The organism is Chromohalobacter sp. 48-RD10, from assembly GCF_029889785.1.
Classification (GTDB): Bacteria; Pseudomonadota; Gammaproteobacteria; order Pseudomonadales; family Halomonadaceae; genus Chromohalobacter.
The window spans coordinates 58,761-72,573 of sequence record NZ_JARANX010000005.1; the positions used below are offsets into that span (position 1 = coordinate 58,761).

Sequence of the window (13,813 nt, forward strand, 5' to 3'; positions counted from 1 at the left end):
ATCAGCCAGCGATCAACTGAAAGGGCCGCGGGGAAGGCTGATGATAAAGACATCCCGGAACAGCCAGTCGATGCCAAACGAGAACGTCACGGCGATAACCGCGGCGATCGCCAGGCTACGCGGGCGGCGCACACCGAGTGTGAGCTGTACCAGGATCAGGAAGAGCAGCGAGGTCAGGCGAAACCCCAGCGCCGGTACGCCCACGATGTACAGGGCGAAAAGCGAGAGTACGCCGAACGCTAGCCGGTGGCGCCATAGCCAGCGCCTGATCAGCCCCGGTGTGGCCCTGGGTGCGTCACGGTAGTGTCGCCATTCCTGGACCATGATGCCCAGGTTGATCACTATCAGGACGGCCAGTACCAGGCGTGGAAAGCTGCCCGATCCCAACGGCTCCCACATCGACGAGGGCAGCGCCCCGGCATGCACGAACAACGCGGCGAATAGCACTACCAGCGAGCCATTCAGCACCAGGTGGGCGAGTGCATTGGCGCGACGAGTGTCGGGGTCGACGACCCGGTCCGACGACCGAGTCTGCTGCGAATGAGCCTGCGCATTCATTTGGCCAGCTTCCCTGATAGCTGCTCGATGGTCTCGTCAGTAGTCTCGAGGTAGTTGGCGAACGCCTCTGGGCCTTCGAAATGTACCTGTGCGCCGGCGTTGTTCACCGCCTGAATGAATTGCTCATCCTGGGCGAGTTCCTGCATGGCGTCGGCGAGTACCGCGACCTTATCCTCGGGAGTGTCCTTGGGAGCGATCAGGCCGCGTACGATATTGAGGCTGAGCGAGTCGTAGCCGAGTTCCTTGAAGGTCGGCACGTCAGGAGTCTCCTCTAGGCGTTCTGCGCTGCCGACTGCCAGAAAACGCAAGTCCCCGTTCTTGACGAACTCGCCACTCGAAGCGATATCGCCGATCGCTGCGTCGATGTGCCCGCCGACCAGCGAACGGATGCGCGCGCCGGTGCCTTCGAAGCCGACGTAGTGGAACGATAGGTTGGCGGCGTCTTCAAGCATTGCTGCGTGGACGTGGGGGATACCGCCGAGAGTCACGCCGACACGGACCTCGCCAGGGTTGTCCTGCGCGTAGTCGACGAATTCGTCGAATGTTTCCCAGGGGCTGTCGGCGTTGACCGTGAGGTATTGCGGTGAGGCGGTCATGGCGGCGACCGGAGTGAAGTCATCCCAGTTGAGCTGGGTCAACTGGGTATGGTTGGCGACTAGCAGGCCCTCGTGGATCTGGCCTACCGTGTAGCCGTCGGGATCACGTTTGGCGAGCTCCTTGAGGCCAGTAGTGCCGCTGACGCCGGGCATATTGATGATGGGCATTTGCTGGCCCAGATAGGGTTCGACATGATTGGAGATCACTCGCATCAGGGTGTCGCTGCCACCGCCCGGTGACCAAGGCACGATGAATTCCACCGGCTTGCTAGGGTAGTCTTCTGACTGGGCTAGCGCCGTGGCGCTGACGCCGAGTGCAGTACCCAGCATTAGCCCCCCGATGATTAGCTTGAAGCGGAAGGAGCGGCTTGCTTGGGACCGATCTTGGATAGTGTCGTACTGCTGAGAAGTAAATGACATGGCTGTATTGTCCTTGTTGGTCATCGTGTTCATGCATTGCGTAGTTGTCGGCTCGTAAGAGCCTTGTTGGATTCGCTCGGTATACCGCCGAATCCGAGAACGGGCAGATCTCGCCGCTCACTACCCGAGTAGCAGGGCGCCGTAGACGAGCCCGAAACACACGACGAACGCCGGGTGTACCCGGGTCGCCAGGAGTAATACGCCGGCCACGCCACCGATGATCGCGGTGTGCACGGCGCCAGCGGTCGTCAACCCTTCGTCGAGAAAGCTCCAGGCCAGATAGGCCATCAGCGTCATCACCACCGGGCGGACCCACTGGCTCATTGATTTGACCTTGATCGAGTCGCGGTAGCGGTACAGTGTGCCCAGCGCGATCAGCATGAGTAGTAGCGACGGCGCGACGGTGGCGAAGGTGGCGATCAGCGCACCGGCGATACCGGCGACGTCGTAGCCGATGTAGCCGGCCATCTTGGTAGCGATCGGGCTGGGCAGGGCGTTACCCAGCGCCAGGGTCTCGGCGAAGGCTTGTGAGCTCATCCACCCATAGCGGCCGACCACCTCGTTCTCGATCAGCGGGATGATCGCCGGGCCGCCGCCGTAACCGACGATGTTGGGAATGAAGAACGCCAGGAACAGGTGCCAATAGATCATTTGTCCGTCTCGCTGGTCGTGTGCTTCGGTTCGGGGCGTAGCAGCGCGGCGATCAGGATCGCGCCGATCACCAGCCCCGGATGCACGTCGAGCCAGTAGATCAGCCCACCGGCGACGGCGCCCATGACCAGCGTCACGAGCCACCCGAGGCTGGCCCGCGACTTGGTGAAGAAATCCCAGGTCAGCTTGGCCATCATGACCATGACTACGGGCACCACGCCCTGGCCCATGCCCTGCACCCAGCGCTGGTCACCGTGACGCGCGTAGAGGCTGAGCAACGCGATCATTGCGACGATGATGGGCCCGATTACTGCGATGACAGCACTCAATGCCCCCCATGTGCCGCCGACCCGGTAGCCGATATAGCCGGCCATCTTGGTAGCGATCGGGCCGGGTAGGGTGTTGCCGATCGCCAGCACGTCGGCGAATGCCTCGTCGTCCATCCAGGCGTGGCGTTTGACCACCTCTTGATGAACGAGCGGAATCATCGACGGGCCGCCACCGAAACCGAACAGACCGATACGCAGGAAGGCCATGAACAACTGGGCTTGTGTCTGCAGCATGGTCATAGCACCGCGATGCTGGCGTCGGTACGCGGCTCGGTGCCGCCACAGTAGATCCCGCTGCCGGGATCTCGGATGATCACCTGCCCACGACCGAAGCCGCGTGGATCGTGATCGATTTGCATGACGTGACCGCGCTCAGCCATCGCTCGTATCAGCGGGGCCGGGTAGCCGTGTTCGATGCCGATGCGCTTGCCGCCCATCCACTGCCAGCGCGGGGCGTCCAGCGCGGCCTGGGGGTTGAGGCCGAAGTCGATCAGGTTCATCACCACCTGGACGTGGCCCTGGGGCTGCATGAAGCCGCCCATCACGCCGAATGGCCCAAGCGGTGTGCCGTCGTCGCGTGTCAGAAAACCGGGAATGATGGTATGGAAGGTCTTCTTGCCCGGCGCGAGCACGTTGTCGTGGGTCGGGTCGAGGCTGAAGTTGTGGCCGCGATTCTGCATCGCGATGCCGGTGCCCGGGACCACCACGCCGGAGCCGAAGCCGTGATAATTGCTCTGGATGAACGACACCATATTGCCGTCGTCATCGGCGGTCGCGAGGTAGACGGTGCCGCCGGCCTGAGGAGTGCCCGGCCTCGGGTCGAGTGCCGATTCGCTGATCAGTGCGCGGCGCTCGCGGGTATAGGTTTCGCTGAGTAGTGCCTCGACGCTGTGGGTCATGTGCTCGGGCTGGGTGATATGGGTCTGACCGTCGCTGAACGCCAGCTTCATGGCCTCGAGCTGGCGGTGCAGTACCTCGGGATTGTCGCGGCTGTCGGCCTGAAAGCCCTCGAGCATGCGCAGTGCCATCAGCGCGACTAGCCCCTGGCCGTTGGGTGGAATCTCCCAGACTTTATGGCCGCGGTAGTCTGCCGCGATCGGCTCGACCCATTCCGGCTGATAACCGGCAAGATCCGCCGCGCGCAGATAGCCGCCGGTTTCCCGTGAGAAAGCGTCGATGCGTTCGGCTAGCTCGCCGCGATAAAAGCTCTCGCTGTGGCTTGCGGCGATCGCCTCCAGCGTTTGTGCCTGATCCTCGCAGTGATGCCACTCGCCGGCGCGTGGGGCGCGGCCAGTCGGTGTGAAGGTCTCGAACCAGCTGGCGGTGGCGGCACCCGTCAGATGTTCGCGGAAGGTCGACTCGGCGCGTTGCCAGAGGCTGGCGATGATCGGCGAAACCGGAAAGCCCTCGCGTGCCAGGCGGATCGCCGGAGCGAGTAGCGTCTGGAAATCGAGCTTGCCGAAACGCCGCGACAGTTCGGCCCAGGCGGCGGGAATTCCGGGCACAGTCACCGGCGTCCATCCGTAAAGGGGCATGTCCTCGAAGCCGGCCTCGGCGACTGCCTGTGGGATCAGCGCGGCGGGGGCGGTGCCGCTGGCGTTGAGGCCGTGAAGCTCGCCTTTGCCTGCATTGTCGTCGGCGATCCAGACCAGCGCGAAGGCATCGCCGCCGATCCCGCAACCGGTGGGCTCGACCACGGTGAGCGCTGCGGCGGTGGCGATGGCAGCGTCCACGGCGTTGCCGCCCTGAGCGAGGATGTCACGGCCGATCTGGCTGGCCTGGGGCTGGGAGGCAGCGACCATGCCGTGTTTGGCGTAGGTAGCGCTGCGCTGGGACGCGTAGGGCGTTGCCTGGGAAAAGGGCGTCAACATGCCGTCTCCGATCGATTGTTATGTTATAAATCGTTTTGAGTAAAAAAATCGATTTTGTTGAGATGACTATGGCGTGTGCTTTGATTAACGTCAATATGGAATTGGGCAAAGGGCTTGTTGCGCTGAGGAAGAACCTGTCGCTAGTCATCAGGGCACATCGCCGGCCCTTACCTTTGAACTGGATAAGCCATTATCTTTGAACTTGATAAGAGAACCACGCCATGACCGCATCGCCATCCGTCAGCCGCGACATGGCCTCGAGCCGAATCTTCGAGACGCTCAAGCAGGACTTGATTCGCGGACGTTTCGCGGCCGGCGAGAAGCTCGCCATCAGTGCCTTGAAGGATCACTATCAGGTCGGGCTCAGCCCCCTGCGCGAGGCGCTCAACCGGCTGGCGGCCTATGGCCTGCTCGAGCAGGTCAACCAGCGTGGCTTTCGGGTGCCGGCGATGCACCTCGAGGAGCTCGATGACATCGCAGGGCTGCGCGCTCAGCTTGAGTGCATGGCGCTGACGCAGGCGTTTCAGGCGGGCGATTCAGAATGGGAGTCACAGGTACTGGCGGCGCACCATCGATTGCGCCGAGCCGACGAGCATCCTGAGCGAGTGGAGGAGTGGGAGCAGGCACACTTGCGCTTTCACCGGGCGCTGCTAGCGTCGTGTGGCTCGCACTGGTTGTTGCGCTTCATCGAACAGCTACACGACCAGTTCGACCGCTACCGACGCCTGGCGCCGCCCAATCCGGCGGTGCGCAAGGCGCTCGATCGCCAGCACGGCGAACTGGTCGAACTGGCGCTGAGTCGAGACATTCGCGCTGCGCGAGCGTTGCTCGATGATCACATCCGCATGTCTCACAGCGTTGCGCGCGGTTGTTGCGAGTCACCGGCATCCGACGACGCGACGTGAGGCGTTGGGAGTGTTCTCGCCACGGCTCAACGACTCATGGTGTCAACACCCAACGTGACTCATGCCTTGCCTTGGGTGCCGTTACCGCGACCCCGTCCGCCACGACGGCGGCGTGGGCGGTTTTCGCCGCCATCATTGCGATTGCGTGAGGCACTGTCGTTGCGTGCGTTGCTGTTGCGTGAGTCGTTACCGCTTGAGTTGCCGCCACCGCGACGTTGACCATTGCCGCGTTCGTTACCGTTGCGCTGCCCGCCGCTGCTATTGCCGCTGCGTGGGCTGGTGCCCTTGCCGCTGACCAGTGCTTCGCTGGGCTCGAAGCCGGCGATGGTCTGGCGTTCCAGCGTCTGGCGAATCAGTCGCTCGATGCCCGCGAGTTCCTTGCCTTCCTCGGGGCTGACCAGCGACACCGCGTGGCCGCTGGCGCCGGCACGTCCGGTACGTCCGATACGGTGGACGTAATCCTCGGCGACATTGGGCAGCTCGAAGTTGACCACCTGCGGGAGCTGGTCGATGTCGAGGCCGCGCGCGGCGATATCGGTGGCCACCAGGACACGAATCTCGCCGCTCTTGAAGCCGTCGAGAGCCTTGGTGCGTGCGTTCTGGCTCTTGTTGCCGTGAATGGCGGCGGCCTCGATGCCGGCGTCTTCGAGCTGGCGACTCAGGCGGTTGGCGCCATGCTTGGTACGCATGAAGACCAGCACTTGTTGCCACTGATTCTCGTGGATCAGGTGCGTGAGTAGCGCCGGTTTGCGGGTCTTGTCGACCGGGTGGATCCACTGCGTGACCGTCTCGGCGGTGGTGTTGCGCGGTGTGACCGAGATTTCCACCGGGTCGTTGACCATGCCTTTGGCGAGGCTACGGATCTCCTGCGAGAAGGTCGCCGAGAACATCAGGTTCTGACGTTTGGCGGGCAAGGTCTTGAGGATCCGACGGATATCGTGAATGAAGCCCATGTCGAGCATGCGGTCGGCTTCGTCCATGACCAATACTTCCAGCGCCTCGAAGCTGACGGCCTTCTGGCTATATAGATCCAGCAGTCGACCCGGTGTTGCCACCAGGATATCGACTCCGCCGCGTAGCTTGGCGATTTGCGGATTGACCTTCACGCCGCCGAAGACCACTGCGCTGCGTAGCGGCAGGTGCTTGCCGTATGCCTCGATATTGGCGCCGATCTGGGCGGCCAGTTCGCGGGTCGGCGTGAGAATCAGCGTGCGTACCTGCTTGGCGGGCGCGCGCGTGCCGGAAGAGAGGCGTTGGAGGATCGGCAGCGTGAAGCCGGCGGTCTTGCCGGTGCCTGTCTGGGCGGCCGCCATCACGTCGCGTCCCTCGAGAACGGCGGGGATCGCCTTGGCTTGAATCGGTGAGGGTGTCTCGTAGCCTTGCTCGGCCACGGCATCCAGAATCGGAGCGGAAAGCCCCAAGGAGGTAAAGCTCATGAAATCGTCTCGGTGGCTGCGAAGTGGGCCAGAGTAGGCGGGCAGCGGGCGTGCAGCTTACCGGATATGATCCGGGCTTGCCACTTTAGGCGTATAGCGCAGGCACTGCTCAAGCGGTGTTCAGGACCCAGGCCCGAAATGCGCGCATGGGCTCGGTCAGGTGACGATGTTGCGGGGTGAGCAGTGACAGACATCCCCGGCTGGGCAGCGTATGGGGTAGTACCTGGACCAGGTTGCGCTGCGCCAGATCCGCCTCGAGCAGGCGTTTCCAGCCCAGAGTGACGCCTTGTCCGGCCAGGGTGGCATTCATCAGCAATTGGAAGCTGTTGGCACGCAGGCTGTGTTCCGGGGCGTGCCAGCGCAGTCCCAGCGCCTGGTACCAGCCTTCCCAGGTCAACCAGTCGTGGTAGTGGTCCTCGACGACCATCAGCGTGTGGCGAGCGAGCAGATCGTCGGCATCGCGGATGTCACCATGACGGGCCAGGTAGGCCGGGCTGCATACGGCCGCGACCTCTTCGTAGGAAAAGATCGCTTCGGCGCCGAGGCCGGGTGGATCGACTTCATGCGGAACATGGTAATAGATCCCCATATCGAACTCGGCAAGGTCCAGGCGATGCGGGTCTTCGACGGTCAGGATGCGGATTTCGATATGCGGATGGGCGCGCTGGAAGTCGGGAAGCTGCCGCGCCAGCCAGATCGAGGCGATGGTGGGGCTGGACGCCAACGTCAACTGACGGTCATCGCCACGACGACGCAGGCGCGCCGTTTCGTCGCGTAGATCACGAAGAAGGCGCTGCACCACGCGAAAGTAATGCTCGCCAGCGGGCGTCAGGCGCAAGCCTTCGTAATGACGTTCGAACAGCGGCCGGCCCAGGTCGTCCTCGAGCCGTTTGATCTGACGGCTGACGGCGCTCTGGGTCAGACTGAGTTCGTTGCCGGCTTGCGTGAAGCTGGCATGTCGCGCGGCGGCCTCGAAGGCACGCAGGCAAGCCAAAGGGGGAAGCGCATCGCGAGTGGGCATGAAAGCATCCGGGACCGAGTTCTCTCGGTCCCGGAGCATAACATGCACGCCGGCGGTCAGAGGGCCGTGCGTGGAATCTTCCGTTCCCATCGTTTATCGCTGATCAACGTCTCGCCCTCATGGGCTATCTGCTCGGCGTTGAGGTAGAAGGTCTGCGCGTCGCAATGCAGGTGATAACGGCTCACCACCTCGACCGCGAATTGATCGTTGTTGACGTTCTGGCCCTCGCCCCGGCTGGCACGGTAGACCCATTCGATATCGGCACGCGTCTGTGTGGCATCGGTCGGGTGGCTGGTATAGACCTCCTTGGCTTTCTGCTCGACGCGTAGACCGTGATCTTCGAAGCGAATGTCGCCCATGTCGTCCTCGACGGTCACGGTGACCTCACCGCTGCCGACGTCCTCGCTGATGGTACGCTTGGGCTGCCCTGAGCGTAGCGTCTCGACGCGACACGGCGCGGCACTTTCAGGCGCTTCGAACGGCATCGGGATGTAAGCCGCTTTTGAACATGGCAGCTCGAGCGTCGGCATGCCCGATTGGAGGGTCAGATCGGCGCGCTTTTGGGGCGACCATACCAGCGGGAAGCTGGCGCTGGAGAGCGCCACGCGCAGGCGGTGTCCCGAGGGCAGACGATAGCCGATCAGGTCCAGCGGCACGCGAACGTCCATTGGCTCGCCCGGCACCGGCGGCGTGATCTTGCCGGGATCGTCACGCAGGTTGAGGTTGAGCGTGCCGTAAGTGATCAACGCGCTTTCACCGCTGGGAGCCACATCGCACAGGCGCACGTGCAGTTGGCCGCACGCCTCAGTGCTGGTGACCGACACCGCGAGCGTCGGCTGGCCGAGGATATCGAGCCCTTCTATGTAAGGCGCGGAGTCGAAGGTCAACGACAGGCCGTCATCGCGGCGCTGATCGGTTGGGAAGTCGGCGCCGAACCACAGCGGAATGTATTCGCCCTGCAGCGAGCCTGCGGTCAGCGGCGAAGCGATTTGCCGCTCGTTGCTCAATCGGCCTTTGGTTCCGAGACCGTGATCGCCGAGCACCAGGGGCTGCGTCTCGATCTCGTCGCTGGGCGCTGGCCAGGCTGAGGTGCGCACCCACTTCCCAGGGCGCTCGAGATACTTGGGCGCCGGCGGCACGCCGTCCTGCAAGTAAAAGGTGCAGGGTGGCTCGGCCATGATTCCGGTGTCGATGTCCTTGAGCCAGTAATCCCACCAGCGCAGCGCCTCCTGCAAAAAGCCGATCGCCGGATCGGGAATCGCAAAGTGCGGATACTTGTGCATCCAGGGCCCGATCAGCGCCTTCCGAGGGCAGGAAAGGTGCTCCATCATGCGCGGAATGGTATCGATGTAGGAATCGGCCCAGCCGCTGACCATATAGACAGCCGCTTCGATATCGGCGGAGTCCTTGTGATAGCCCTCGCAGATCGAACCGTGTTTCCAGTAGTCGTCGCGATGCTGATGCTCGAGCCAGGTTTCCGCCAGCAGCGGCATGTTGTCGAGGCGGTGCTTCCACATCTCGCGCCACCGATCGCCGACCAGCGCTGGATCTGGCACGGCGGCGGAGAAGCTCAGCATGGTCGCCGCCCAGCCGAGATTCTCCAGCAGCATGTTGCCGCCCTTGTAGTGGATGTCGTCGGCGTAGCGGTCGTCGGTGGAGCACAGCGTGATGATCGCCTTGAGTGGCTCGGGGCGCAGCGCGGCGAGTTGCAGGCTATTGAAGCCACCCCAGGAGATGCCCATCATGCCGAGCTTGCCATCGCACCAGGGCTGCGCGGCGATCCATTCGATGACTTCCAACGCATCACGTTGCTCCTGTGGGGCGTACTCATCCTCCATCAGGCCGTCGGATTCACCGTTGCCGCGCATATCCACGCGAATGCTGGCATAGCCGTGACCGGCGAAGTAGGGATGGGTTAGCTCGTCGCGCACCGCCGTACCGTCGCGTTTGCGGTAGGGCAGGTACTCGAGGATCGCCGGTACGGGCTTCGATTCGGCGTCCTCAGGCAGCCAGATGCGGGCTGCCAGCCGAGTCCCATCGGCCAGCACGATCCATTGATTCTCGATCTCGCGCACGCGGTGTGGAAAGTCGAGCTTGATGTTCATGTGTCGTCCTTGGAAGCGTGAGAAGAGTGAGGCGGTGTCGCGAGGCGCTCAGGATGTTTCAACCAGCGCCATAGCGAGCCCGTGGCGAGCAGTACGACGATCAGCGCGGGCAGGCCACCGAGATTGGAGAGCATCTTGATGCCGTCGATCCCCACGAAACTGACCATGACCCAGGACACGATGCCGACGATGACGCCCCACAGGATTTTCATCGACACGCCGGTATTGAGATCCGAGTCGGCGGTCAGGCCGCGTGTGCACAGATTGCCGATGGCATCGGTCTGCGAGTCCGCCGCTGTGACGTAAGAGATGTAGGCGATGAACAGCAGCAAGGGAATCCAGATGCCGGCGAAAGGCATTTGCCGGAAGAGCTCGTACAGCACGTTCTCCACGCCGCGATCGTTGAGAATGGCATGCAGGTCGATGCCGGTATGCGCCTGATAATAGAGCGCCGCGCCGGAGAAGATGATCACCCAGACGGAGGCGAAAAGGGCCGGATAGAACAGGTTGACCCTGAGGAACTCGCGCACTGTATAGCCGCGTGAAATCTTGCCCAGGAACAGGGCCGCCATGGGTGCCCAGGCGAACCATACCGCCCAATAGAAGATCGACCACCACTGTGGCCACTGATCCTCGCCGGCGGCCCCGGTGAATAGGCTCTTGGTGAAGAAGCCGTCGAGATAGACGCCGAAGGACTCCACGCCCAGCGAGAGCATGAAACTCGTCGGGCCTATCACGAAGATGAAAATACCGAGAATCGCGAGCAATACGGCATTCAGCGACGAGAGGCGCGCAATGCCTTTCTGCAAGCCGCTAGCCGCCGAGATCACGAACGTCACCACGATCAGAGCGATGACCACGCCCAGGCGCAGCGGACTGGCGTCGCCGCCCAGATATTGTCCCGCGCCGCCGGCCAGCGTCAGCGCGCCGGTGCCCAGCGACGAGGCCATGCCGGCCACCAGTGCGTAGAGCGAGACGGCGTCGATCAAGCCGCCGAAGCGCTTGACCTTGGGTCCGAAGACGGGCTCCAGCATGCTCGAGATCGAGAAACGCAGGCGCAGATTGTAGAACGCCAGCGCGAAGATCAGTGCCGGCACGGCATAAATGGCATAAGGCGTGAACGACCAGTGCAGAAACATGGTCGACATCGCGAACAGCATGGCATCGCTGGAGCCAGCTTCCAGACCTAGCGACTCGGGGGGCCCCATGAAGTGATAAAGCGGCTCGGCGGTGGTCCAGAACAACACGCCCACGGCGAGAGTGGTGCACAAGGTGATCGAGAACCAGCGCAGCCGTGACAGCATGGGCGTTGCCTGCTCGCCGCCGATACGCAATTTACCCAGCGGCGAGAAATAAACGACGACGGCCAACACCAGCAGGTACAGGCTGCCCAGGCTGAAGAGCCACGCAAAGTTATCCAGAATGGCATCGTTGAGCGCGCTGGTGGTCGCCAGGAAGGCATCGAGATTGACGTAGCTGGCGATTACCGCCGCAAGCAGCACCAGGAAGGTTGGCCAGAAAACCAAGGGTCGTAGCGATGTTTGCATCACCCAGTCTCCGTTTGTCGTTATCGTGTGGCGTCATGCGCCAATATCATGACTTGCCACTCTACCTACACACGGGGCGCAACACTCAAACGCTACTTGGTAATGGGGGTATGCATGAAACGCATGGCATGCGCGTCATGGCGACGTGTACTGCCGCGTCCGTTAGCATGACTCCTTAGAGACGTTACGCGAGAAGCCCCGACATGAATCCCGAAGACCTGCAACAGCTCACTACCCGCAAGATGCCTTTCGGCAAATACGAAGGCCAGCTGATCGCCGACCTTCCGGGTCCCTACCTGGCCTGGTTTGCCCGACAAGGTTTCCCGCAGGGGGAAATCGGGCGGCTGCTCGCCCTGATGCACGAGGTCGACCACAACGGTCTCAACGCGCTACTTGAGCCGCTGCGCTGAGTGTCATTCTGTGGCCGGCGCCGTCGAAGCCGTCACCTGCCGCCGCCGCGTATTGCTCAGATAAATCAGCACCAGGGCGCCGGCGAGCATGGCCAGAGCCGTATACCGAGAGGCATCCAGCGGCATGGCGGTGTTGCCCAGCCAGCCGAAGTTGTCGATCAGCACGCTCATCAGCAACTGACCGGAAATCGTCGCGACGGTGGCGGCTGCGGTGCCAACGCGGGGAACGGCGAAGACGATGATGAGCATATAAACCACCCCGAACAGAGCACCCATCAATTGCCATTTGGGTACCGTGAACAGGGTCTCGCTATGTGCGGGCTCAAAGAAGAACATCAGCAGGAACGTCACCAGCGCTCCCGAGACGAAAGTCAGCCAGGCGCTTTCCAACACGCCGATATTGGCGCCGAGACGCCCGTTGATTGATGATTGCGCGGCGAGGGCCGCGCCGCCGACGAGAAGCACGAGAAAGACGATTATCAGTAGCATGGGAATCTCCTTAATGCATGAGCCAGAGAGCGGCGATGATCAACGCCAGGGCGAGGATGCGGTACCCGTCGACGGCACGGCGCTCGCTACCCAGCAGGCCAAAATGATCGATGACCAGGCTGGCAGCGACCTGCCCGCTGAGAATGCCGATCATGGTAGTGCCGACCCCCACGATGGGCGTAGCGATGGTGAGTACGACAACGTACACCGGACCGAGAATGCCGCCGGTCAGTAGCCAACGGGGTTGCTGGAAGAGCTGGCCGATTCGGGACCGGCTGAAAATCAATGCCAGAGTCAATAACAGCCCGCCGACGAGAAAAATCGACAGGGTTGCCGAGAAGTGACCGACTTCCTCTCCTAAGGGGCCGAGCAAGCCAGCTTCCATGGATAAGCCCATACCACCTAGCAGTACGGCTAATAATATAACGATAGTTTTCATGGTCGGATCTCCTTGAACGGCTGGTGACGATAAAGAGTTGCTTTTATCGCTACAATGGGGATATTTGGCATAAGTGAATTGCAATATGAGCAACTCGATTTCATTGGTAGCATTGCGCTTGTTCGTACGCGTGGCAGCGACGGAGAGTTTCGCGACGGCGGCGCGCCAGCAGGGGCTGCCGGCGTCGTCGGTGTCGCGGCATATCGCGGCGCTCGAGAAAGCGCTGGGCCAGCGGCTGTTGTATAGGCACACGCGCGCGGTGCGGCTCACGGAGGTGGGTGAGCGGTATTACCAACAAGTGCGAGAGATACTGGATACGCTGGATATCGCTACGGAACAGGCGGCGGGTGAGGCGACGCACCCCCAAGGGTTGCTACGCATCAATGCGCCGGTGGCGTTCGGGCGGCGGCATATCGCGCCGCAACTGGCGAACTTCCAGCGTGCGTATCCCAATATCGAGACAGAGTTGACACTCAGCGATGCCTTCATCGACCCGGTGCAGGAAGGTGTCGATGTCGTGGTGCGGGTGGGCGCTCTTAACGACTCCAGTCTTGTCGCGCGGCGGCTGGCGAATCAGCATTTTGTCGTGTGCGCCTCGCCGGAATACCTCGAACACTGGGGAGTGCCGGCGACACCAGACGCACTGTCGGAGCACAACTGTTTGATCTACAAGGGCACGCGCGGCAAGCAACCGTGGTATTTCCGCGATTCGGGGGCGCGTAAATACCGTATTAGGGAAGTACGTGGCAACTTGCGCAGCAACAACGCGGAAAGCCTGCTTGAAGCGGCCTTGCAGGGGCAGGGCATCGTGCTGTTTCCGACCTGGTTGATTCACGAGGAACTCAGTGTCGGGCGATTGGTGCCGATTCTGTCGGCGTGGGAAGCGTCCGGTGAGCCGGCGCCTCAAGGCATCCACGCCATCTTCCCGGAAAACCGCCTGCGCTCCTCCAAGGTGGCGGCTTTCCTAGAGACGTTGCAAGGTGCGATAGGCGAGCCGCCGTATTGGGATGCCTGATGTCCGTTGTCCACCTCACAC

The 13,813-nt window shown here is 62.3% G+C and carries 14 protein-coding genes; 3 read left to right on the top strand and 11 right to left on the bottom strand.

Translation table 11 applies throughout. The annotated features are described in order from the left end of the window. Nucleotides 1-12: 12 nt before the first annotated feature. The 5 genes from OP496_RS07620 to OP496_RS07640 all read right to left on the bottom strand — a co-directional run bounded on the left by OP496_RS07620 (nt 13) and on the right by OP496_RS07640 (nt 4,425). Entirely contained in the window at nt 13-558 is a 546-nt protein-coding gene (locus OP496_RS07620) for a tripartite tricarboxylate transporter TctB family protein (protein WP_280562940.1), read from the bottom strand. Further along, nucleotides 555-1,574 (bottom strand): tripartite tricarboxylate transporter substrate binding protein, encoded by a 1,020-nt coding sequence (locus OP496_RS07625; protein ID WP_280562941.1) that lies wholly within the window; start codon nt 1,572-1,574, stop codon nt 555-557. The genes OP496_RS07620 and OP496_RS07625 overlap by 4 nt, the downstream gene beginning before the upstream one ends. 120 nt (nt 1,575-1,694) lie before the next feature. Beyond that, entirely contained in the window at nt 1,695-2,225 is a 531-nt protein-coding gene (locus OP496_RS07630) for a chromate transporter (RefSeq protein WP_280562942.1), read from the bottom strand. Continuing rightward, the gene (locus OP496_RS07635) at nt 2,222-2,788 is read right to left on the bottom strand and encodes a chromate transporter (protein ID WP_280562944.1); all 567 of its coding nucleotides are present in this window, start codon (nt 2,786-2,788) and stop codon (nt 2,222-2,224) included. Before OP496_RS07635 ends, OP496_RS07630 begins: the two co-directional genes overlap by 4 nt. Nucleotides 2,789-2,790: 2 nt before the next feature. Next, a complete protein-coding gene (locus OP496_RS07640) occupies nt 2,791-4,425 on the bottom strand; it encodes a gamma-glutamyltransferase family protein (RefSeq protein ID WP_280562945.1) in 1,635 nt (544 codons plus the stop codon). A gap of 221 nt (nt 4,426-4,646) precedes the next feature. On the opposite strand from OP496_RS07640, the gene OP496_RS07645 reads away from it, so the two are divergent. Next, nucleotides 4,647-5,330: an FCD domain-containing protein gene (locus tag OP496_RS07645; RefSeq protein ID WP_280562946.1), complete on the top strand. Its 684-nt coding sequence runs from the start codon at nt 4,647-4,649 to the stop codon at nt 5,328-5,330. Between the two features lie 59 nt (nt 5,331-5,389). Here the strand turns inward: OP496_RS07645 and OP496_RS07650 are convergent, their stop codons facing one another. The 4 genes from OP496_RS07650 to OP496_RS07665 form a co-directional block, all read right to left on the bottom strand. Then, entirely contained in the window at nt 5,390-6,766 is a 1,377-nt protein-coding gene (locus tag OP496_RS07650) for a DEAD/DEAH box helicase (protein ID WP_280562947.1), read from the bottom strand. 109 nt (nt 6,767-6,875) lie between these two features. Continuing rightward, the gene (locus OP496_RS07655; protein ID WP_280562949.1) at nt 6,876-7,787 is read right to left on the bottom strand and encodes a LysR substrate-binding domain-containing protein; all 912 of its coding nucleotides are present in this window, start codon (nt 7,785-7,787) and stop codon (nt 6,876-6,878) included. Between the two features lie 56 nt (nt 7,788-7,843). Further along, the gene (locus tag OP496_RS07660; protein ID WP_280562951.1) at nt 7,844-9,892 is read right to left on the bottom strand and encodes a CocE/NonD family hydrolase; all 2,049 of its coding nucleotides are present in this window, start codon (nt 9,890-9,892) and stop codon (nt 7,844-7,846) included. After that, complete coding sequence (locus OP496_RS07665) at nt 9,889-11,439, bottom strand: BCCT family transporter (protein ID WP_280562952.1); 1,551 nt, start codon at nt 11,437-11,439, stop codon at nt 9,889-9,891. The genes OP496_RS07660 and OP496_RS07665 overlap by 4 nt, the downstream gene beginning before the upstream one ends. 203 nt (nt 11,440-11,642) lie before the next feature. Here OP496_RS07665 and OP496_RS07670 point away from each other — a divergent pair, with 203 nt between their 5' ends. Next, nucleotides 11,643-11,849 carry a DUF3820 family protein gene (locus tag OP496_RS07670; RefSeq protein ID WP_280562954.1) on the top strand — a complete coding sequence of 69 codons (207 nt, stop codon included), beginning with the start codon at nt 11,643-11,645 and terminating at the stop codon, nt 11,847-11,849. A gap of 3 nt (nt 11,850-11,852) precedes the next feature. On the opposite strand, the gene OP496_RS07675 is transcribed toward OP496_RS07670, so the two are convergent. Continuing rightward, nucleotides 11,853-12,338 (bottom strand): DMT family transporter, encoded by a 486-nt coding sequence (locus tag OP496_RS07675; RefSeq protein WP_280562955.1) that lies wholly within the window; start codon nt 12,336-12,338, stop codon nt 11,853-11,855. Between the two features lie 10 nt (nt 12,339-12,348). After that, nucleotides 12,349-12,777 carry a DMT family transporter gene (locus OP496_RS07680; protein WP_280562956.1) on the bottom strand — a complete coding sequence of 143 codons (429 nt, stop codon included), beginning with the start codon at nt 12,775-12,777 and terminating at the stop codon, nt 12,349-12,351. Between the two features lie 85 nt (nt 12,778-12,862). Here OP496_RS07680 and OP496_RS07685 point away from each other — a divergent pair, with 85 nt between their 5' ends. After that, nucleotides 12,863-13,792: a LysR family transcriptional regulator gene (locus tag OP496_RS07685; protein ID WP_280562958.1), complete on the top strand. Its 930-nt coding sequence runs from the start codon at nt 12,863-12,865 to the stop codon at nt 13,790-13,792. The last annotated feature ends 21 nt before the right edge of the window (nt 13,793-13,813 follow it).

Bases quoted from the DNA above. Each gene is read 5' to 3' on its own strand.
- OP496_RS07640 (WP_280562945.1), bottom strand. From the start codon at position 4,425: ATGTTGACGCCCTTTTCCCAGGCAACGCCCTACGCGTCCCAGCGCAGC.
- OP496_RS07680 (WP_280562956.1), bottom strand. From the start codon at position 12,777: ATGAAAACTATCGTTATATTATTAGCCGTACTGCTAGGTGGTATGGGC.
- OP496_RS07660 (WP_280562951.1), bottom strand. From the start codon at position 9,892: ATGAACATCAAGCTCGACTTTCCACACCGCGTGCGCGAGATCGAGAAT.
- OP496_RS07675 (WP_280562955.1), bottom strand. From the start codon at position 12,338: ATGCTACTGATAATCGTCTTTCTCGTGCTTCTCGTCGGCGGCGCGGCC.
- OP496_RS07625 (WP_280562941.1), bottom strand. From the start codon at position 1,574: ATGTCATTTACTTCTCAGCAGTACGACACTATCCAAGATCGGTCCCAA.
- OP496_RS07655 (WP_280562949.1), bottom strand. From the start codon at position 7,787: ATGCCCACTCGCGATGCGCTTCCCCCTTTGGCTTGCCTGCGTGCCTTC.
- OP496_RS07645 (WP_280562946.1), top strand. From the start codon at position 4,647: ATGACCGCATCGCCATCCGTCAGCCGCGACATGGCCTCGAGCCGAATC.
- OP496_RS07665 (WP_280562952.1), bottom strand. From the start codon at position 11,439: ATGCAAACATCGCTACGACCCTTGGTTTTCTGGCCAACCTTCCTGGTG.
- OP496_RS07650 (WP_280562947.1), bottom strand. From the start codon at position 6,766: ATGAGCTTTACCTCCTTGGGGCTTTCCGCTCCGATTCTGGATGCCGTG.
- OP496_RS07670 (WP_280562954.1), top strand. From the start codon at position 11,643: ATGAATCCCGAAGACCTGCAACAGCTCACTACCCGCAAGATGCCTTTC.
- OP496_RS07635 (WP_280562944.1), bottom strand. From the start codon at position 2,788: ATGCTGCAGACACAAGCCCAGTTGTTCATGGCCTTCCTGCGTATCGGT.
- OP496_RS07685 (WP_280562958.1), top strand. From the start codon at position 12,863: ATGAGCAACTCGATTTCATTGGTAGCATTGCGCTTGTTCGTACGCGTG.
- OP496_RS07620 (WP_280562940.1), bottom strand. From the start codon at position 558: ATGAATGCGCAGGCTCATTCGCAGCAGACTCGGTCGTCGGACCGGGTC.
- OP496_RS07630 (WP_280562942.1), bottom strand. From the start codon at position 2,225: ATGATCTATTGGCACCTGTTCCTGGCGTTCTTCATTCCCAACATCGTC.